The 18,860-nt window shown below is 72.5% G+C and carries 17 protein-coding genes and 1 riboswitch; of the genes, 7 read left to right on the forward strand and 10 right to left on the reverse strand.

Annotated elements, in window-relative coordinates; genetic code table 11:
• Positions 1-13 precede the first annotated feature (13 nt).
• The 4 genes from ASF96_RS16055 to ASF96_RS16070 form a co-directional block, all read right to left on the reverse strand.
• Entirely contained in the window at positions 14-679 is a 666-nt protein-coding gene (locus ASF96_RS16055) for an SDR family oxidoreductase (RefSeq protein ID WP_055832785.1), read from the reverse strand.
• 194 nt (positions 680-873) lie between these two features.
• The gene (locus tag ASF96_RS16060) at positions 874-2,205 is read right to left on the reverse strand and encodes an HNH endonuclease (protein ID WP_055940941.1); all 1,332 of its coding nucleotides are present in this window, start codon (positions 2,203-2,205) and stop codon (positions 874-876) included.
• 372 nt (positions 2,206-2,577) lie between these two features.
• Positions 2,578-2,934 carry a GntR family transcriptional regulator gene (locus tag ASF96_RS16065; RefSeq protein WP_055940944.1) on the reverse strand — a complete coding sequence of 119 codons (357 nt, stop codon included), beginning with the start codon at positions 2,932-2,934 and terminating at the stop codon, positions 2,578-2,580.
• 5 nt (positions 2,935-2,939) lie between these two features.
• On the reverse strand, positions 2,940-4,526 hold the full coding sequence (locus tag ASF96_RS16070; RefSeq protein ID WP_055940947.1) for a D-alanyl-D-alanine carboxypeptidase: 1,587 nt from the start codon (positions 4,524-4,526) through the stop codon (positions 2,940-2,942).
• A gap of 36 nt (positions 4,527-4,562) precedes the next feature.
• Positions 4,563-4,673: riboswitch (TPP riboswitch) on the forward strand.
• On the opposite strand from ASF96_RS16070, the gene ASF96_RS16075 reads away from it, so the two are divergent.
• From ASF96_RS16075 to ASF96_RS16105, 7 genes are all read left to right on the forward strand, one after another.
• Positions 4,665-5,300 (forward strand): ECF transporter S component, encoded by a 636-nt coding sequence (locus tag ASF96_RS16075; protein ID WP_055832789.1) that lies wholly within the window; start codon positions 4,665-4,667, stop codon positions 5,298-5,300. It overlaps the preceding riboswitch by 9 nt.
• Positions 5,300-6,748, forward strand: coding sequence for an ABC transporter ATP-binding protein (locus tag ASF96_RS16080; RefSeq protein WP_055940951.1), 1,449 nt, complete (start codon positions 5,300-5,302; stop codon positions 6,746-6,748). The genes ASF96_RS16075 and ASF96_RS16080 overlap by 1 nt, the downstream gene beginning before the upstream one ends.
• A complete protein-coding gene (locus ASF96_RS16085; RefSeq protein WP_055940954.1) occupies positions 6,745-7,530 on the forward strand; it encodes an energy-coupling factor transporter transmembrane component T family protein in 786 nt (261 codons plus the stop codon). Before ASF96_RS16080 ends, ASF96_RS16085 begins: the two co-directional genes overlap by 4 nt.
• 192 nt (positions 7,531-7,722) lie before the next feature.
• Positions 7,723-8,682, forward strand: a complete 960-nt coding sequence (locus tag ASF96_RS16090) for a hypothetical protein (RefSeq protein WP_055940958.1) — start codon at positions 7,723-7,725, stop codon at positions 8,680-8,682.
• Positions 8,683-8,727: 45 nt separating this feature from the next.
• Entirely contained in the window at positions 8,728-9,489 is a 762-nt protein-coding gene (locus tag ASF96_RS16095) for an SDR family NAD(P)-dependent oxidoreductase (RefSeq protein WP_055940959.1), read from the forward strand.
• Positions 9,486-10,262, forward strand: a complete 777-nt coding sequence (locus ASF96_RS16100; protein WP_055940962.1) for an enoyl-CoA hydratase/isomerase family protein — start codon at positions 9,486-9,488, stop codon at positions 10,260-10,262. Before ASF96_RS16095 ends, ASF96_RS16100 begins: the two co-directional genes overlap by 4 nt.
• Positions 10,259-11,089: an SDR family oxidoreductase gene (locus ASF96_RS16105; protein ID WP_055940964.1), complete on the forward strand. Its 831-nt coding sequence runs from the start codon at positions 10,259-10,261 to the stop codon at positions 11,087-11,089. Before ASF96_RS16100 ends, ASF96_RS16105 begins: the two co-directional genes overlap by 4 nt.
• A gap of 423 nt (positions 11,090-11,512) precedes the next feature.
• Here the strand turns inward: ASF96_RS16105 and ASF96_RS16110 are convergent, their stop codons facing one another.
• Genes ASF96_RS16110 through ASF96_RS16135 form a run of 6 tightly spaced genes read right to left on the reverse strand, consistent with a single transcriptional unit; the run spans position 11,513 to position 18,737 of the window.
• Positions 11,513-12,502 carry an ornithine cyclodeaminase family protein gene (locus tag ASF96_RS16110; protein ID WP_055940967.1) on the reverse strand — a complete coding sequence of 330 codons (990 nt, stop codon included), beginning with the start codon at positions 12,500-12,502 and terminating at the stop codon, positions 11,513-11,515.
• Positions 12,502-13,725 (reverse strand): amidohydrolase family protein, encoded by a 1,224-nt coding sequence (locus ASF96_RS16115; RefSeq protein ID WP_055940970.1) that lies wholly within the window; start codon positions 13,723-13,725, stop codon positions 12,502-12,504. Before ASF96_RS16115 ends, ASF96_RS16110 begins: the two co-directional genes overlap by 1 nt.
• Entirely contained in the window at positions 13,722-15,260 is a 1,539-nt protein-coding gene (locus ASF96_RS16120; protein ID WP_055940973.1) for an ABC transporter substrate-binding protein, read from the reverse strand. The genes ASF96_RS16115 and ASF96_RS16120 overlap by 4 nt, the downstream gene beginning before the upstream one ends.
• Positions 15,257-16,927 (reverse strand): dipeptide ABC transporter ATP-binding protein, encoded by a 1,671-nt coding sequence (locus ASF96_RS16125; RefSeq protein WP_055940983.1) that lies wholly within the window; start codon positions 16,925-16,927, stop codon positions 15,257-15,259. The genes ASF96_RS16120 and ASF96_RS16125 overlap by 4 nt, the downstream gene beginning before the upstream one ends.
• Entirely contained in the window at positions 16,924-17,823 is a 900-nt protein-coding gene (locus ASF96_RS16130; protein ID WP_055832798.1) for an ABC transporter permease, read from the reverse strand. Before ASF96_RS16130 ends, ASF96_RS16125 begins: the two co-directional genes overlap by 4 nt.
• Complete coding sequence (locus ASF96_RS16135; RefSeq protein ID WP_055940986.1) at positions 17,820-18,737, reverse strand: ABC transporter permease; 918 nt, start codon at positions 18,735-18,737, stop codon at positions 17,820-17,822. The genes ASF96_RS16130 and ASF96_RS16135 overlap by 4 nt, the downstream gene beginning before the upstream one ends.
• Between the last annotated feature and the right edge of the window lie 123 nt (positions 18,738-18,860).

The raw sequence follows: 18,860 nt of genomic DNA on the forward strand, positions 1-18,860 counted from the left end.
AGTACCGCGCCGCTCAGTATCGCGCGGAGAACCCGCCGTCGGTCTGCAGCAGCTGACCGCTGATCCAGCGCCCCGGCTCCGAGAGCAGGAAGGCCGTGACACCCGCGACGTCTCGCGGGGTGCCCATGCGGCCGAGCGGGTGGTACCCGGTCAGGGCGTCGCGGGTCTCGGCATCCATCCATCCGGTGTCGATGGGGCCGGGGTTCACGACGTTGGCCGAGATGTTGCGGGGTCCGAGCTCGCGGGCGGCCGAGATGACGATGCGATCCAGGGCGCCCTTCGATGCGCCGTAGGGAAGGTTGCCCGTGGTGTGGTCGCTCGTGAAGGCGACGATCGCGCCACCGCCGGCATCGACCTGGCGGGCGAACGCGGCGATCAGCAGCAGTGAGGCGCGGGCGTTGACGGCGACGTGGTGGTCGAAGCTCTCGGCGGTGGTGTCGAGGATGCCGGTCTCCACGTCGTGCGCGTGGCTGAGCACGAGCGCATGGAGGGGTCCGCGTTCGCTCGAGATCCGGGCGATCAGATCGGTCGGGGCGGTGGGGCTCGACAGATCGCACGGGTAGTCGCCGGTCGCGAGGTCGCTCGTGACGACCTCCCATCCGTCGGCCTCGAGGCGCGGGACGATGCCCGCGGCGATGCTGTTCGCGCGCGCGGCGCCGGTGACGAGGGCGAGGGGCATGGAGTCGAGCGTAGAGCGGGTGCTCGGGGAGCGCGATCGTGGACCTGCTCGGGTAGCGAGGACGGGAGTCGAGGCGGCGGAAGCGGCGGCTCGTCCCGGCGGCCTGCTCCCGCGTGATACTCCCGCGCGCCAAAGTGCGACTCGTCGGTTCGGGCGCGGAAACCGGCGGGCAGAGGGCGTGCACCCCAGAGTGCTCAGAAGGGGGCGCGTTCTCGTTCGGGCGGGGAGGGGTCGTCGGGCAGGAACCTCACCGCCGGCGAGTAGGGGAGCGGTTCGTCGCTGTAGACCCGGCCGGTCGGACTCGTCCATTCGAGCACCCCACCGGCCAGTTGTCTGACCGTCCAGCGGGTGAACTGTTTCTGCGTGTGATGTCGCTGGCAGAGGTGGCTGAGGTTGCCCACCTCGGTGGCGCCGCCGAGGGCGTAGTCGTGGGTGTGATCGACCTCGGAGCGGACCGCGGGGACGGTGCACCCGGGCCAGCGGCAGTGTCGGTCGCGGGCCCGCAGGAACCGGTCGATCGCGGAGGTGCGCTGGTAGGTATCGGTGCACAGCACGGAGCCCGTGACGGGGTGCGTGATGACGCGGTCCCACGGAACGGTCGTCGACTCGGCCAGGCTGCGCGCCGTGTCGGCGTCGATGGGGCCGTGCCCGACGAGTTCGGCGGGCTCGAGGTTCTCGTTGCCCGTGTCGATCATGGTGAGCGCGGGCACGACGACCTGCACCCGAGCGCGAATCGCCCCCAGGACACCGGGGCCGTCATCGCCCCGCGTCGGATCGGCCTCGGGTGCGGCGGTCAGCAGCAGATCGGCCAGCACGTCGGCCCGCACCTGCGCCATGGTGCGTTCGTCGGCGACCGACACCGCGGTCTCGCCGCGCGCGTCGATCAGCGCCCGACTCTGCTGGGTGAGTCGGTCGTAGACGCCCACGGCCAGAACGGTCGGCAGGGTCGCCACCAGATCGGACATGCCGTCGCTGCCGGTCACGATGCGCACTCCCCGCGTCTCTCGACCCCGTTGGTGGCGCTCGGTGAGGGTGGTCGGCTGCAGCCGCTCGGCGAGAACAGCAAGACGCGAACGCAGGCGCCCGGGGCTCAGTCCCTCGGCGGTCGCCACGGCCAGCACGTCGAACTCGCCGCGGACGTCGGGAGGGAGGGGGTCGCCGGCGTCGAGGATCGTGCGGACGTGAGGTCGACCGATCGCGCCGGCCTCCCATGCCGCGAGGGTGGCGGGGTAGTCGTCGACGAGCGTCACCGCCGCGTTGATCTGCGTCTGCATGCTGCGGTCCGAGAGATTCTCGGCGGCGGCGAGCTCGGACGCCACTTCGCGCAACGCCATCTCGGCCACCCGCCCCGACGGGGGCCGGTCGGCCATGGCGCCGAGCGCGAGGTGCCCCGCTTCGGCCAGCGCGCGGGTGCGCTGAACCTCGGCCGCGGCCAGATCGGCACCGGTACGGAGCACCTCGGCGAGCACCGCGGAGAGGGCTTTCGCCCCGCCCTTCGGGCCTGTCGGTGAGGTGTCGATGTGCATGTGTGCATGCTAGCGAGGACCTCCGACATTCGGCGGTCCGCGAGGAGCGTTCCGGGGACGGATCTGCACTTTCCTCGCCTGTGGAGGACAGGTGCGTGGCCGGGCTGGGACGTCGTCCGTCTCGTGCGGCCGTCAGAGCAGAGCCAGACGACGACGAGGACGGCCGCGGCGAGCGAGGCGAGGAGAAGCGCCCGTTGCCAGCGGCCCGGGCGTCCCTCCACGGGCCCCGGTGAGGCGTCATGCCGACACGAGCCGCGCGGCAGAGCCCCCGCTACGCGGGAGCGGGGCGACAGGTCCTCACGCGCGAACGAGCCGGGCGACAGACCCCGCGCAGCGCACGCTCCGCGCCGGGGGCCGAGCGCCGCGACCCCGTCAGTCGTCGCGCAGGGCCGCGCGCACGAGCTCCACCGCGTCGCCCGGATCCACGCCGAGGCGGCGCACCGTCTCGGCGTACGTCCGTGCCGCCTGGGCGGCGCGCGACGATGCGGCGTCGGTGCCCTTGACGAGCGTGCCGGCGCGGCCACGCGTCTCGACGTACCCCGCCTCTTCCAGCTCCTTGTAGGCGCGGGCGACGGTGTTCGCCGCGAGGTTCAGGTCGCCCGCGAGAGTGCGCACCGGCGGCAGCCGGGTACCGGCGACGAGCGTTCCGTCGTCGATCGCGGCGATGATCTGCGCGCGCACCTGCTCGAACGGCGGGGTGGGGGAGGCGGCATCCAGGCGAAAGTCCATGACCGTCAGCCGTTCAGTCCGAAGAGGTCGAGGGGGTGGGTGAGACGCCACCACGGGTCGGGCGGTTCGATCTCGCCCGTGAGCTGCGCGTCGACGGTGTCGGCGTCGACGGGGCCGGTCACGGTCAGCGTGCCGATCGTGGTGCCGGGCTCCCGCGCGTCGCCCAGGTCGAAGTCGACGGTGTGCTTCGCGGCGCCGCCGTTCCACAGCACGACGGTCGCGTCGGCCTCGGTGACGACGTCGATGTCGGGGCCCCACAGCGTCCCGACCTTGCCGACGACGGTGCCGGCGGTCACCGAGGGGCGGGGCTGCAGTTCCTGCTCGATCCTCGTGAACAGGTCGCGCGCCGCCTGATTGCGCGTGTCGGGTCCGGGCTGGCCGAGCACCGCGGCGTAGGCGCGCACTGTCGTGCCGCCGACCGCGATGTCTTTGGCGGTGAGCAGGTTCCACGCGTCGAGGGTGCCGGTCTTCACCCCGACGATTCCCGGATCGGCCAACAGCGCATTGCCGTTCTTGAACGTGCCCGCACCGGGGAGCGTCAGTTCGGGGGTCCGCACGATCTCGGCGATCACGGGATTGGCCAGTGCCCGTTCCGCCAGCGCGATGAGGGCGGCGGGGGTGGCGGTGTTGCCCGCCTCGATCCCCGTCGGGTTCACGATGGTGACTCCGGTGATGTCGCGCTCGGCGAGGTACGCGTTCGCGGCGGCCGCGAACTCGGCATCCGAGGGGAAGAGGTCGGATGCCAACCGCTGGGCGTAGTTGTTCGCCGAGGCGATGAGCATGCCCTGCAGCATCTGCAGCTCGGTGAGACTGCCGTCGACGGGAACGTCGAGCGACGATTCGCCGCGGGCGCGGTACTGCCAGTAATCGGCGCTGTCGGCCTGCGTGAACGCGTACGACTTGCCCTGCTCGCCGGGAGCCAGGGGGAGTCGGTCGAGCACGACGAGGGCGGTGACGACCTTGGTGATGCTCGCGATCGACTCCGGCGCGCTCGCCGACGACGACAGCGTCTCGGGCACGCCGTCGATGGCGATCGCGGCTTCTCCCTGCGCGGGCCAGGCGGGCACGGCGGAGGGAGCGGCCGTGGGCTGCACGGCCACGGCGCGCACGGTGGGGGCGACGGCGGTCAGCGGCCACAGCAGGGTCGCCGCCGCGTAGCCGGCGACGAGCAGGATCAGCAGCACCGTCGGCACGACGGTGGCCGGCCGCAGGATGCGGCGGCGGGTGCCGGCGAGCAGGTCGGCCGGGCGCGCGGTCGCACCCGACACTACGAACGCCGGTGCGGGTCGCGCGGCGCCGGCCTCGGCGGGATCGACCCAGCCCAGGGCGGCGAAGGCGGCCGAGGTGGGCTCCGCGGCCGGTGCGTCGGAGGGCGGTGCGTCGGAGGGCGGTGCGTCGGAGGGCGGTGCCCCGGCCGCGACGGCAGCAGATGTGTCCGCGCCGGGAGCAGCTGCCTCTGCACCGGGCTCCGCGGTGGCCGTGCCGTCCGCCGTCACGGGCGGGATCTCGGCATCCGGTGTCGCTTCACCCTCGGGCGCGGGGTCCGCCGGATCACGCCGCGCGCGCCGTGTCTCCGGGGTCTGCTCGTGCACCCGCCCACGCTACCCCGGGCGCACCCCTATACTCGTCACGACAACCACGGGAGTCCGGTGAGCCGGGCTGAGAGGAAGCGAATCCACGCTTCGACCGTCGAACCTGATCCGGATCATGCCGGCGCAGGGAGGAGCACAATGCACACGTCTACGTCTGCCCCCGCGAACCGCTCGGCGGTCGCCCCGGCGAACCGCTTCCAGTGGCGCGTCGTCGACATCGTCGTCGCCGCCGTGCTGGGCGTGGCGATCGGTCTCGTGTTCTGGGGCTGGAACACCGTCGGCGGTCTGTGGTTCGCCGCCATGGACGGCCTCACCCCCGGCCTCGGCGGCATCGCCGTCGGCATCTGGCTGATCGGCGGGGTGATCGGCGGGCTCATCATTCGAAAGCCCGGCGCCGCCCTTCTCGTCGAGCTGATCGCGGCGGTCGTGTCGGCCCTGATCGGCAACGTCTGGGGCATCGGCACGATCTTCTCGGGCCTCGCGCAGGGCCTCGGCGCCGAGCTGATCTTCCTCGCATTCCTCTACCTGCGCTTCACGCTCCCCGTCGCGATGCTCGCGGGCGTCGGCGCCGGTGTCGGCGCCTGGATCCTCGAGCTGTTCCTCTCGCCCAACATCGTGAAGTCCCTCGAGTTCAACCTGCTCTACCTCGGCACCCTGGTGATCTCGGGCGCGCTGCTGGCGGGCCTCGTCGGCTGGCTCCTCGTGCGTGCGCTCGCCGCCACCGGGGCGCTCAGCCGATTCGCCGTGGGGCGGGAACTGCGCCGCGACGTCTGATGACGGGCCCCGCCCGCGTCGACGTCGAGCGATGGGGCTGGCGCTACGCCGGCCGCAAGCTCCCCGCCACCCGCGACGTCGACCTGATCGTCGAGCCCGGCGAACGCGTGCTGCTGCTCGGTGCCTCGGGGGCCGGCAAGTCGACGCTGCTCGCGGGACTCGCGGGCCTGCTCGGCGGCAGTGACGAGGGCGAGCGCACGGGGCGCATCCTCGTCGACGGCGCCGCCCCCGAGTCGCAGCGCGGCCGCATCGGCCTGGTGCTGCAAGACCCCGAGGCGGGGATCGTGCTGTCCAAGGTGGGCGACGACGTCGCCTTCGGGTGCGAGAACCTCGGCCTCCCCGCGGCCGAGATCCCCGCGCGGGTGGCCGAGGCCGTGGCATCCGTGGGTCTCGACGTTCCCCTCGACCGCCCCACCAAGGCGCTGTCGGGCGGGCAGAAGCAACGTCTGGCGCTGGCGGGCGTGCTCGCGATGCGCCCCGGACTGCTGCTGCTCGACGAGCCGACCGCGAACCTCGATCCCGAGGGCGTGGCCGAGGTGCGCCGGGCGGTCGAGCACATCGCGCGCAGCGACGGGACGACCGTCGTGCTCATCGAGCACCGCACGGCCGTCTGGGCCGACCTGATGACGCGGGTGGTGGTGCTCGCCCCCGGTGGCGGCGTGCTGGCCGACGGCCCGCCCGCGCGGGTGTTCGCCGACCACGGTGACACGCTCGCCGCGGCGGGCGTCTGGGTGCCCGGTCGCCCGGTCGACCTCCCCGTGCTCGCTCCGATCGAGACCCCGGATGCCGTGCTCTCGGCCGCGGCGCTGTCGATCGGGCGCGAGAAGCGCACGGTCGTGGCATCCGGGCTCGACGTGGTCGTCCCTCGTGGCGCGGGCACGGTCGTGACCGGCCCCAACGGCGCGGGCAAGTCGACGCTCGCGCTGACGCTCGCGGGACTTCTGCCCGAGCTGTCGGGTGAGGTCGTCGCCGCCGAGTCGCTCGCCGCCCGCGGGGTGCGACGGCCCTCGCGGTGGCGGTCGACCGAGTTGCTCACGCGGATCGGCACGGTCTTCCAGGAGCCCGAGCACCAGTTCCTTGCGGCGACCCTGCGCGACGAGCTCGCCGTCGGACCGCGAGCCCTGCGGATGCCGGCGGCCCAGGTCGACGCGATCGTCGACGAGCTGTTGGAGCGGTTGGATCTGGCATCCCTCGCCCTGGCCAACCCCTTCACCCTGTCGGGCGGGCAGAAGCGGCGGCTGTCGGTGGCGACGGTGCTCGCGGCGTCTCCGGAGGTGATCGTGCTCGACGAGCCGACGTTCGGGCAGGACCGCCGCGGATGGAGCGAGCTGGTGGGACTGCTGCAGCGCGAGATCGCGCGCGGGCGCACGGTGGTCGCCGTCACGCACGACGCCGACGTGGTGCGCCACCTCGGGCAGCACCGCATCACGCTCGGGGGCGCGGCGTGACCGGCGCGACCGTTGAGGTGCGCAGGACAGCCTGGCTCGACGGCGTGAACCCCGTCACGAAGATCGCCATCGCCCTCGTGCTGTCGGTTCCGCTGCTCGCCTCGATCGACGTGGTGAGCGCGGCGACCGCGATCGTGCTCGAGCTGCTGCTCGTGCCGCTGACGGGCGTCGGCTACCGCACGCTCGCGAAACGCCTGCTGCCGATCGCGCTGTTCGCCCCCGTCGCTGCGGTGAGCATGCTGCTGTACGCCCGCCCAGGGGGAACGGTGTACGGCTCGTTCCTCTTCGCCACGATCAGCGACGACTCCCTCTCGCTGTCGGTGGCCGTGCTGCTGCGCGTGTTCGCCCTGGCTCTGCCGACCCTGCTGCTGTTCGCCCGCACCGACCCGACCGAGGTCGCCGACGCCCTCGCCCAGATCGCCAAACTGCCGAGTCGTTTCGTGCTGGGCGTGCTCGCCGGAGCCCGCACGGTCGGACTCTTCGTCGACGACTGGCGCACGATGACCCTGGCCCGCCGTGCCCGCGGTCTGGGCGACCGCGGGGCCGTGCGCCGCTTCTTGTCGATGGCGTTCGTGCTGCTGGTCTTCGCCGTGCGCCGCGGCACGACCCTCGCCACGGCCATGGAGGCCCGCGGCTTCGGTGCCGACGTCGAGCGCACCTGGTCGCGCTCGTCGACGTTGTCGGGTCGGGATGCCGTGGCCCTCGCCGGCGCGGTCGCGCTCATCGCCGTCGCGCTGGCGGCGGCGGCGGTGACGGGGGCGTTCCGCGTCGTGGGGACGTGACCGATTCCCGTTGAGTGTCCRGRACACGCCGGGGTGGGCCCGCGCGGCGCGGCGCGTCTTGGACACTCGACGAGGGAGCGGGCGGGGCGCTGGGCGGGGCGCGGGCGGGGGAGAGAGCGGGGCGCTGGACGGGGCGGGGCGAGGGGTACGTGCGGCGGCTGGGAGCGCGGCAGAATGAGCACGGGGGATGCCATGGAATTGTCGATCGGATTGTTGGCGGTGAGCGTCGCGGTCGCGGCCGCCGTGCTGTTCGTGGCGTTGCCGCGGGTCGCGACCCCCGGGGCGATGACCCTCTTCCTGCGCTTCGCCGCGGTGTCGGGAGTGTGCGCGGTCGGGTCGAGCGCGATGTACCTCATCTACGGCGCGGGCGGCGGCATGATCGCCCTGGTCGCGGGAGACGTGGCGATGGTGCTCGCGCCCGCCCTGCTCCTGGTGGCGGTGCGCGTGCTCGACGGGTCCCGGGCCATTCGCACCTCGATGGCGACGCTCGCCCTGGCGCTGCTGGTGGCCACGGTCACCGCGACCGTGCCGTTGCCGACGTCGCTTGCGGTGAAGGCGTTGGCGTTGACGGTGGTCAGCGGGGCCTGCGCGTGGGCGGCGATCCGCGCGCGCGTGGAACCGTCGGGGCCGCTACGGGTCATCGCCGTCGTCACTGCGGTCTACGCGCTGTACAGCCTCGCGCGCGTCGTGGTCGGGTTCGGCGCGGGCTGGGACTCCCCGCTGTATCTCACGGCCTTCTCGTTCGCTCCGGCCACCGTGCTGGGCGCGCTCGCCGTGCTGTTCAACGGCGCGTCGGTGGTGCGTCTGCGCTTCGGTCCCCGGGTTGCCGAGCCCCCGACGCGGTGCGCACCCGGCGCCGTCGTCGTCATCGGCGATTGGGATCTGGCATCCGCGGCGTACGGGCCCGACCGCATGCGCGCTCTTCTCGTCGACCTGCGCGCCGCCGCGCGCGACCTCGATCCCGAGGCGGCGGACGTGGCGGGCGGGGTGGAGATGTCGGTGCCGAACGCGACGACGGCGCTCGGTGAACGCTTGCGCACCGCGTACGACTGGAATCCCGAAGAGGTCATCCTGCTCGTCGACGGAGCGGCCACCGCGGCCATCCGCACCCACCCCGGGCGCACGCGCGGGCGGGGCTCGTCGCGATCCTGAGTCTCGACTAGGGTGGGACCCGGTTTCAGCTTCGAAGGAGAACGCATGGATATCGCAGGAGCCTCCGCCCTCGTCACCGGCGGTGCCTCGGGCCTGGGCCTGGCCACTGTCCGCCGTCTCACCGCGGCGGGCGCGAACGTCACGATCGTCGACCTGCCCTCCTCGAACGGCACCGCCGTCGCCGAGGGGCTCGGTGGCTCCTTCGTCGCCGCCGACGTGACGGATGCCGATCAGATCGCGGACGCCGCCGCCCGCGCCGCCGAAGCCGGCCCCCTGCGCGTGGTCGTCAACTGCGCGGGCATCGCCCCGCCGGCGAAGGTGCTCGACCGCGAGGGTGCCCCCACCTCGCTGCAGGACTTCGAGCGCGTCGTGCGCGTCAACCTCATCGGCACCTACAACGTCGTCGCGCAGACCTCGGCCGTCATGGCGAAGACCGAAGCGACCGAGAGCGGTGATCGCGGCGTCATCGTGAACACGGCGAGCGTCGCGGCCTTCGACGGACAGATCGGCCAGCCCGCCTACGCGGCGAGCAAAGGCGGCGTGCACGCGATGACGCTGCCCCTCGCGCGAGAGCTCGCCCGCTACGGCATCCGGGTGGTCACGATCGCCCCCGGCATCATGGAGACCCCCATGCTGAAGGGGCTCCCGCAGGCGGCGCAGGACTCGCTCGGCCAGCAGGTGCCCTACCCCTCCCGCCTCGGAACCCCCGACGAATACGCGCGTCTCGTGCTCGCGATCGCCGACAACGGCTACCTCAACGGCGAGACGATCCGCCTCGACGGCGCGATCCGGATGGCGCCGAAATGACCGACGGCATCCTGCTCCACGTCGAGGACGGGCTCGCGCGCGTCACCTTCGACCGCGCCGCGTCGCTGAACGCGATGGACTTCCCGATGGCGCGCCGCTGGCGCGAGGTCGCTCACGAGGTGACGTCGGACGCGTCCGTCGGAGCGGTGATCCTGGATGCCACCGGCCCCGCGTTCTGCGCGGGCGGCGACGTCGTGGCCATGGCGACGACCGGGGCGTCGGGGCGCGAGGTGACCGAGACGGCCGAGGCGATCCACGACGGGATCCGCACCTTCGCCGAGGCGCCGCTGCCGATGGTCGCCGCCGTCCAGGGTGCCGTCGCCGGTGGCGGGCTCGGCCTCATGCTCACCGCCGACTACGTCGTCGCGAGCGAGAACGCCCGCTTCGTCAGTCGCTACGCCAACATCGGCCTCACCCCCGACCTCGGCGTCTCCACCCTGCTGCCCGCGGCGATCGGTCAGCGGCGTGCGCTGCAGCTGCTGCTGCAGGACCGCATGCTCTCGGCCGCCGAGGCCCTGGACTGGGGGCTGGTGGCCGAGGTCGTGGCATCCGGCGATCTGGCGTCGCGGGCCGAGGAGATCGCGCGGTTCTGGCTCGATGGCGCGACCGCGGCGTTCGGGCAGGCGACGCGCCTCGTGCGCGTGGGCGCCGGACGCACCCTGGCCGAGAACCTCGCCGACGAGGCCGCCACGATCGGCGGCGCCTTCGACACCCCCGAGGCGAAAGCGCGGGTCGCCGCCTTCGCCGCCGCCTCCGCGAAAGGACGCTCGTGACGCTCGCCGGAAAGACCATCCTGATGTCGGGCGGCAGCCGCGGCATCGGCCTCGCCATCGCGCTGCGCGCCGCGCGCGACGGGGCGAACATCGCGCTGCTGGCCAAGACCGACACCCCGCACCCCAAGCTCGAGGGCACGGTGCACACCGCCGCCGAGGCGATCCGCGCGGCGGGCGGTCAGGCGCTGCCCATCGTCGGCGACGTGCGCGACGAGGAGTCGATCACCGAGGCCGTGCGGCGCACCGTGGGGGAGTTCGGCGGCATCGACATCGTCGTGAACAACGCCAGCGTCATCGACCTGTCGGGTTCGCTCGAGCTCGCGACGAAGAAGTACGACCTCATGCAGGACGTGAACGTCCGCGGCACGTTTCTGCTCTCGCGTGCCGCGGTCCCCTCGCTGAAGGATGCCGAGAACCCCCACATCCTGTCGCTCTCGCCGCCGCTGAACGTCACTCCTCGCTGGCTGGGGGCGCACACCGGGTACAGCCTCGCGAAGTTCGGCATGACGATGGCGACACTGGGCCTCGCCGAGGAGTTCGCGGGCGACGGGATCGCCGCCAACACCCTGTGGCCGCGCACGACGATCGCGACCGCGGCGGTGCAGAACGTCATCGGTGGCGACCGGCTCATGGCCGTGTCGCGCACGCCCGAGATCTACGCCGACGCGGCGTACGAGGTGCTCACCGCACCGTCGCGCGAGCGGACCGGGCAGACGCTGATCGTCGAGGACGTGCTGCGGGCCGCCGGGGTGACGGACTTCTCGGGCTACGCCGCCGTGCCCGGAACGCCGGATGCCGCGATGTACCCCGACATCTTCTTGGACTGACGCGGCGTTCCGGTCCTTTCGCCGGGCGGTGGAGGTCGTGCGGTGGGCGTGGGGTCGTGGGGCCCCGCTGTGGGCGTGGCGTCCTCCGTCGGCGCGGGGCGCTGCGGTCGGCATCCATAAACGCTGTTCGTGCGCATAAACGCTCTGTCACCGCGTTTATCGGCACGAATCGCGTTAATGGGCGGGTGCACCGCTCGCACGACAGACCGACGGGCGAGTCCGACGCGCAAGAGGTGCGCGGTGCCGCAATGGCGCACGGCCCCCAGCGGGGGAGGAGTCGCGGTGGTGTGGTGCATCCATAAACGCGATTCGTGCGCATAAACGCCCCGTCACCGCGTTTATGCGCGCGAACAGCGTTTATCGGCATCGCGGATGCCGAGCGGGCGCCGCCGCGCGTGGGCGCAGCCGGCGAGCGACCGATGCTCAGGCGCTCAGGTCGACCGTCGTGCCGAGGCCCTGCGCGCGGGCGGCGCGGATGAAGACGTCGGCGACCGCGACGTCCTGCGCACCGATCCCCACCGAGTCGAACAGCGTGATCTCGTCGGGCGACCGGCGGCCCCACGCGAGACCGGCGACGACCTCTCCGATCGTGCCGACGACGTCGGCCTCGGAGATCGCGCCCTCGGCGATCGCCCGCAGCAGGTCGCCCGACTTCGTGCGCGCCGTCGCCCGGTCGTCGACCCAGATCGAGGACCGGGCCATGGCCGCACCGTCGACCTCGCGCTCATCCGCGCGCGGCCGGGCTCCGACGACGTTGAGGTGCTGCCCCGGGCGCAGCCACGCCCCCTCGACGATGGCTTCCACCGACGGGGTCAGGGTGCAGACGACGTCGGCCTCCTCGAGCACCTCGCGAGGGGATGCCACGACGTCGATCGTCGTGGGCCATCCCTCGTCTCGAAGCTCGGCGGCGAGGCCCTCGGCGCGCTCGCGCGTGCGCGACCACACCACGACGCGGTCGAAGGGCCGCACGTCGCGCAGCGCCAGGGCGTGCTCGCGGGCCAACGCCCCGGCGCCGATCAGCCCGAGGGTCCGGCTGTCGGAGCGCGAGAGCGTGCGGGTGGCCACCGCGCTGGCGGCGGCGGTGCGCACCCGGGTCGGCACGGCGCCGTGCAGCAGCGCGACCGGCGACCCGTCGACGCGATCGACGACGAGGATCATCGAGCGCTGGGTCGGCAGCCGGCGCCCCGCGTTGTCGGGGACGTCGGCCAGGAGCTTGACGCCCGCGAGGTCGGAGGCCTCGGACACCGCCGACATCAGAATGAAGCGGTTGGAGTCCGCCGGCGTCGACATCGAGGTCGGGCCGGGCTGATCGGCGCGGCCCTCGGCGATCTCGGCGAACCCGCGGGAGACGGCCTCGGCGATGGCCTCGCGGTCGACGAGACCCTCCAACTGGGGCGTGCTCAGAAGCAGCATCAGGCGCGGCTCCCATCGGTCAGCTCGAGGGCGTCGGCGACGACGACACCGCGGAAGAGCACGGTGCGGTCGATCGGGCGGTCCATCACGGCCGCCGTCACGGTCTCGCCGGCGACCAGCACGAGGTCGGCGGGGTCGCCGATCCCGACGCCGGGGTGCTCGGCGCCGTGGGCCGGCATGGCCGCCCGGCCCATCACCGCGCGACCCCCCACCGTGGCGATCGCGACGCAGTGCTCGATGTCGTCGTCGCGGCGGAAGCCGTTGGTGAAGGCCAGCTGCCAGGTGCGGTCGAGCATGTCGGTGTTGCCGTAGGGCGACCAGTAGTCGCGCTGGCCGTCCTGGCCCAGGCCCAGTGCGATGCCGTACTCGTCGAGCAGGCGCGTGGGCAGCGGCGTCTGCGGCGCCACTGTCGCCATCGAGATGCCGAGGTCGCGGAACTGCTCGAGCAGCGTCCGCAGCTCCGCCTCGGGAAGCCGGCCCAGACCGTAACCATGCGAGATCGTCACGCGACCTCGCATGTCGAGGGCGCGGGTGCGCTCGATGATCAGCTCGGCCGAGAACTTCGCCAGCTGATCCGGTTCGTGCAGGTGGATGTCGACGGGGGCGCCGTAGCGCTCCGCGATGTCGAAGACGGCGTCGAGGTGACGCACCGGGTCGCGGTCCAGCGCGCACGGGTCGATTCCCCCGACCACGTCGGCGCCGCGGGCCATCGCCCGATCGAGCACCTCGATCGATCCCGCCTCGCGCAGCAGACCCGCCTGCGGGAAAGCGATGACCTCGACCTCGCACCGGTCGAGGTTCGCTTCGCGCGCCGCGAGCACGGCATCCAATCTCTCGAGATCCGCGTCGACGTCGACCTGGGCGTAGGTGCGCACCTGGGTCGTGCCGCGCGCGATCGCGCTCTCGAGCGTCGTCGCCACGCGGTACTCCATGCTCCGCTCGGCGTGGCGCCAGTTGTCGCGGTCGTTCAGCATCATGCCCCACACCCCGGGCACCCCGGTGTGAGGCCGGAACGGCAGGCCGATGCGGGTCGAGTCGAGGTGCACGTGCACGTCGGCGAACGACGGCAGCAGGATGCGTCCGCGGCCCGACACCGTCTCGGTCGCGGGGTCGATGGGTTCCGTGCCCGCCGGATGGATGCCGGCGATGAGGCCGTCTTCGAGGACGACGTCGGAGAGGGCGCCGCCCCAGGGGCGGACGTCGGTGAGGACGGTGGAGGTCATTCGAAGCTCGTTCCGGTGAAGTCGTACAGGCCGTCGGCGCGCGGGGTCCAGCGCAGTCCGCTGACGGCGGCGAAGTTGTTGAAGGGCACGTACAGCGGAACGAAGTATGCCTGCGTGTTGCTGTAATCCAGCAGCTCCTCGAAGACCTGCTGGCGTGCGTCGCCCTCGACCCCGCGCTGCTCCGCCGCCCAGGCGGCGGTGGCGGGATCCTGCGCGTAGTTGTTGTTGCCGGCCGTCTCGTAGAAGTCGGTGAGGGGCAGGTCGCCGTCGAGCGTGGAGGGGGCCCAGGTGTTGAGGTAGACGCCCTGCATCTCGCGGCCGCGCACCTTCAGCGTGTGGCTCTGCTGGTCGGCGCCGCGCATGTCGACGGCGATGCCGACGGCCTGCAGGTAGCCCTGGATGCTCTGGGCCACCTCGCTCGAGAGCGGGATGCGACCGTCGGTGGCGTAGTCGAACGGGATCGGCGTGCCGTCGTAGCCGGCCTCGGTCAGCAGCGCACGCGCGCCGTCGGGGTCGTAGCCGACGGGCTGGACGGAGTCGGAGAAGCCCTCCACCGCCGGTGCGATCATGGCCTTCGCGGGCTCGGCGAGCCCCGACAGCAGCGAGTCGACGATCGCCTGGGTGTCGACGGCCTTGGCCACCGCCTGGCGCACGCGCACGTCCTGCAGGGGGCCGGCGGTGGAGTTCACGCCGAGGAAGACGACCCCGTTCGAGGCGGCCGAGAAGGTCTGCGCCGACGGCGCGGCCTGCACCGAGGCCACCTGCGTCGGTCCGATCTGGGCGACGTCGAGGCTGCCCGAGAGCACGCCGTTCGCGCGGGACTCGGTGGACGACACCGGCTGCAGCGAGATCTCCTCGATGACCGGGGCCGGACCCCGGTAGTCGTCGTTGCGCTTCAGGTCGTACGACACGCCCGTCGTGATGCTGTCGAAGACGTAGGGCCCCGATCCGATCGGCTCCCGGGCGTAGGCGTCGGCCCCCATCTGCTGGTAGGTGTCGGCGGGCACGATCGAGATGAGCGAGGTGTTGCGGGGGAAGGCCGAGAACGGCTGCTTGAGGGTGAAGCGCACGGTGGTGGCATCCACCGCCTCGACGCTGTCGAGGGACGAGAGGTAGGCGTAGTTCTCACCGCTCGGATCGCCCAGGATCGTCTCGTACGTGAAGACCACGTCGTCGGCGTCGATGGCCTCGCCGTTGCTGGCGGTCACGTCGGGGGTGAGCGTGAACTCCCACTGGGTCAGGTCGTCGTTGGCTTTCCAGTCCGTCGCGAGCTTCGGCTCGAGGGTGCCGTCGGCGGCGATCTTCACCAGCTGATCGTGGGTGTGGAAGAAGACCGACAGCACCACCAGCGCGCCCGAGCGGATGGGGTCCATGGAGCTCGGATCGGTGGGCAGGGCCGCGGTCAGGCTCGTACGGGCGGTCTCGCCCGAGCCGGTGGGGGAGTCGAATCCGCCGGCGCATCCGGCGAGGATCACGCTGCCGAGGGTGAGGGCGGCGGCGCCTGCGAGGGCGCGGCGGGCTGTCGAGCGGGTCATGAGAGGGCCTTTCGGGTGGGCGAGTCAGAGAGGGTGGGTGAGTCGGTGAGGGCGGGGGACGCGGGGCGGGTGGGTGAGTCGGAGAAGAGGTGCGGGATGGCGTCGAGCAGGGTGCGGGTGTACGGATGCCGGGGCTCGGCGAAGACGCGCTCGGTCGGGCCCTCTTCGACGATGCGTCCGGCCTGCATCACGACGACGCGGTCCGCGATGCCGCGGACGACGCCGAGGTCGTGCGAGACGAAGAGGTAGGCGAGTCGCTGCTCGCGCTGCAGGCCGCCCAGCAGGTCGAGCACCTGCGCCTGGATCGAGACGTCGAGCGCCGAGACGGGCTCGTCGAGCAGCACGATCGCCGGGTCGAGGGCGAGCGCGCGGGCGATGCCGACGCGCTGGCGCTGCCCGCCCGACAGACGGGTGGGAAGACGGTCGTCGAACGAGCTGTCGAGGCCGACCCCGTCGAGCAGCGTCCGCACGCGTGCCGACGTGAAGCTCCGGCGGATCTTCAGCGGTTCGCCGACGGAGCGGGAGACGCTCATGCGCGGGTCCAGCGCCGACGACGGGTCTTGGAACACCACCTGGGCGCGCGAGCGGATCTCGGCGCTGCGTCCGGCGATGTCGGGGGACACGGTGCGCCCCTCGAAGCGGATGGTGCCCGCGCTCGCCGGGGTGAGGCCCAGGATGGCGCGCAGCAGCGACGACTTGCCGCATCCGGACTCCCCGACGACGGCGACGGTCTCTCCGGCGCGGATGCGCAGGGACACGCCGTCGACCGCCCGGGTGCGCCGGCCTCGACGACCGGGGTACTCGACGACGAGGTCGGTCACCTCCAGGGCGGGCTCCTCTGCGGTCTCGACCAGCGCCGGGCGGTCCGCCCCGGTGCGGGTCGACGGCGCCGCCGCGAGCAGCCGCCGCGTGTACTCGTGAGCGGGGGCCGACAGCACCGCGCGGGTCTCACCGTGCTCGACGACTCGTCCCGACCGCATGACGACGAGGGCGTCGGTGTGCTGGGCCACGAGGCCCAGGTCGTGGCTGATGAGCGCCAACGCCGACCCGGTGCGTTCGCGCACCTCGTCGAGCAGGGCCATGACCTGCGCCTGGACCGTGACGTCGAGCGCCGTGGTGGGCTCGTCGGCGATGAGCAGCAGCGGGTCGTTGGCGATGGCCATGGCGATGACCGCGCGCTGGCGCATGCCGCCCGACCACTGGTGGGGCCGCGACGCCGCGCGGTCGGCGGCGTCGCGGACGCCCACCGATTGCAGCAGCTCGACCGCGCGTCGGCGGGCGGCGGTGCGCGAGGTGGCGGGGGAGTGGGCGCGCACCGCGGCGGCGACCTGCGCCCCCACCGAGCGCAGCGGGTTGAGCGCCGACATCGGGTCTTGGAACACCATCCCGGTCACCCGGCCGCGCATGCTGCGGAGCTCCCGCTCGCTCATCGACGTCACGTCGCGGCCGTCGATGCAGACGCTCCCCGAGGCGACGCGCACGCCCGGGGGCAGCAGGCCGAGGGCGGCGAGCATCGTGAGGCTCTTGCCGGAGCCGGACTCGCCGACGACGCCGAGCGCGGACGAGGGCGCCACCTCGAACGAGACGTCGTGAACCACGGTGCGGTGGCCCTCGTCGGTCGTGGCATCCAGACGCAGGTTCTCGACGGACAGGACGGGGCGGGTCATCGTCGGGCTCCCTTGCGCAGGAAGGCGCCACGCGCCTCGGCGGTGAACTGCTGGCTGAGGAACTGCACGCCGCCCACGGCGAGGAACATCGCGATCCCGGGCAGGATCACCAGCCACGGATCGGTGGCCAGGTACTTCTGGCCGTCGTAGATCATGGCGCCCCAGCTGGGCGTGGGCGGTTGCACGCCGAGACCGAGGTATTCCAGAGACGCCTCGACGAGCACGATCGTGGCGATGTCGGTCGCGGCGATGATGAGCGTGTGCGGCCAGACGTTCGGCAGCACGTGTCGGGTGAGAGACCAGAAGCGATCGGCACCCTGTGTGCGCGGTGCCACGACGAAGTCCTGCGCCCGAAGGGCCGCGGCGACGTTGCGGGTGACCCGGGCGTAGCCCACCCACCAGGTGCAGCCGACGACGAGGATCGTAAGCCCCGCGCTGGGCGGGACGACGGCGCAGACGGCGATGAGCAGCAGCACGACGGGCATCGCCAGCACGGTGTTCGACAGCACCGACAGAGCGGACTCGATCCGCCCTCCGAAGAAGCCGGCCAGGATGCCGACCGTGGTGCCGATCACCGCGTTGAGGCACACGATGGCCACGGTGATGCCGAGGGTGACGGCGGAGGCGAGGGCGATCCTGCTGAACAGGTCGCGCCCGAGCGGGTCGGTGCCCAGCGGGTGCGCCGGGTCGACGAAGGGCGGGAGAAGGACGCGCGACAGGTCCTGTCCGAACGGGTCGAAGCCGGGCAGCACGGGACGCAGCGCGGTCGCGCCGACCACGACGGCGAGCATCACGATGCCGACGACGGCCGAGGGGCGCAGGCGCCGACGACGGGGGCGAGGGGGCGGTGCCGAGGTCGCGGCCTCGGGGAGCGGGGGCAGGGCGACGGTGGTCATGAGGTGGCCGTTCGGGGGTCGATGCGGGCGACGAGCAGGTCGACGAGGGTGTTGACGACGACGAAGGCGACGGCGACGAAGAGGAGCCCCGCCTGGACGATCGGGAAGTCGCGCTGACTCACGGCGGCCGTCAGCAGGCTGCCGAGCCCCGGCCAGGCGAACACCACCTCGACCACGACGGTGCCGCCGAGCAGACCGCCGAGGTTGAGGCCGGCCATGCCGAGCACCGGCGGCAGGGCGTTGGGGAGCATCTGCGTGAACAGGATGGTCGGTCGCGACTGGCCGATCGCGAAGGCCGTGCGCACATAGTCCTGCTCGGCTTGATCGCTCAGCGCGGCGTCGAGCAGGCGGAGATACATCACGAACTGGCCGGTGGCGAGGGTCACGACCGGGAGTACGAGGCTCGCCGGACTCGTGCGGCCCAAGGACGGCAGCAGGCCGAGCGTGACCGAGAAGATCAGCACGAGCAGCAGAGCGAAGAAGAAGTCGGGCACCGCCTGCCGGGTGGCGCCGAGCCAGCCGACGACGGCGCGCAGGATCCGGCTGCCGCTGAGGTGGATGACGACGGTTGCCACGAGCGCGAGGGCGAAGCCGGCCAGGAACGCCCAGAAGGCGAGTTCGACCGTGGCGGGGAGGCGTTCCCACACGAGCCCGAGCGCGGACTCGTGCAGGCGGTACGAGTCGCCGAGGTCGCCGACGACGACTCCGCGGAGGAAGTCGAGGTACTGCACGATGACCGGGCGGTCGAAGCCGAGGCTGGCGTTGAGCGCGTCGACGTCGGCACTGCTGGCGTTGTCGGGGAGCAGGAGTGCGCCGGGGGCGCCGGTGAGGCGACCGAGGACGAAGCCGATCGTGACCACGAGGAAGACCGTGGCGCCGGCCAGGGCGAGGCGGCGGAGGAGGAAGGCGAGCACGGAGGTGACGCTACGGCGCGCAACGGGTATACCAAGGCGATGTAACGAACACGCAATGTGATCCTTACGCGGGCGTCACTTTGGAGTACCAAACGACGCCTCAGGCGCTCGAGGCAACCCTGA

The sequence above is a fragment of the Microbacterium sp. Leaf179 genome, assembly GCF_001423785.1.
Lineage (GTDB): Bacteria > Actinomycetota > Actinomycetes > Actinomycetales > Microbacteriaceae > Microbacterium.

What these genes read in the sequence shown, in the direction of transcription:
- ASF96_RS16055 (WP_055832785.1), bottom strand. Translation starts at nt 679, where the DNA reads ATGCCCCTCGCCCTCGTCACCGGCGCCGCGCGCGCGAACAGCATCGCC.
- ASF96_RS16060 (WP_055940941.1), bottom strand. Translation starts at nt 2,205, where the DNA reads ATGCACATCGACACCTCACCGACAGGCCCGAAGGGCGGGGCGAAAGCC.
- ASF96_RS16065 (WP_055940944.1), bottom strand. Translation starts at nt 2,934, where the DNA reads ATGGACTTTCGCCTGGATGCCGCCTCCCCCACCCCGCCGTTCGAGCAG.
- ASF96_RS16075 (WP_055832789.1), top strand. Translation starts at nt 4,665, where the DNA reads ATGCACACGTCTACGTCTGCCCCCGCGAACCGCTCGGCGGTCGCCCCG.
- ASF96_RS16080 (WP_055940951.1), top strand. Translation starts at nt 5,300, where the DNA reads ATGACGGGCCCCGCCCGCGTCGACGTCGAGCGATGGGGCTGGCGCTAC.
- ASF96_RS16090 (WP_055940958.1), top strand. Translation starts at nt 7,723, where the DNA reads ATGGAATTGTCGATCGGATTGTTGGCGGTGAGCGTCGCGGTCGCGGCC.
- ASF96_RS16095 (WP_055940959.1), top strand. Translation starts at nt 8,728, where the DNA reads ATGGATATCGCAGGAGCCTCCGCCCTCGTCACCGGCGGTGCCTCGGGC.
- ASF96_RS16100 (WP_055940962.1), top strand. Translation starts at nt 9,486, where the DNA reads ATGACCGACGGCATCCTGCTCCACGTCGAGGACGGGCTCGCGCGCGTC.
- ASF96_RS16110 (WP_055940967.1), bottom strand. Translation starts at nt 12,502, where the DNA reads ATGCTGCTTCTGAGCACGCCCCAGTTGGAGGGTCTCGTCGACCGCGAG.
- ASF96_RS16115 (WP_055940970.1), bottom strand. Translation starts at nt 13,725, where the DNA reads ATGACCTCCACCGTCCTCACCGACGTCCGCCCCTGGGGCGGCGCCCTC.
- ASF96_RS16120 (WP_055940973.1), bottom strand. Translation starts at nt 15,260, where the DNA reads ATGACCCGCTCGACAGCCCGCCGCGCCCTCGCAGGCGCCGCCGCCCTC.
- ASF96_RS16125 (WP_055940983.1), bottom strand. Translation starts at nt 16,927, where the DNA reads ATGACCCGCCCCGTCCTGTCCGTCGAGAACCTGCGTCTGGATGCCACG.
- ASF96_RS16130 (WP_055832798.1), bottom strand. Translation starts at nt 17,823, where the DNA reads ATGACCACCGTCGCCCTGCCCCCGCTCCCCGAGGCCGCGACCTCGGCA.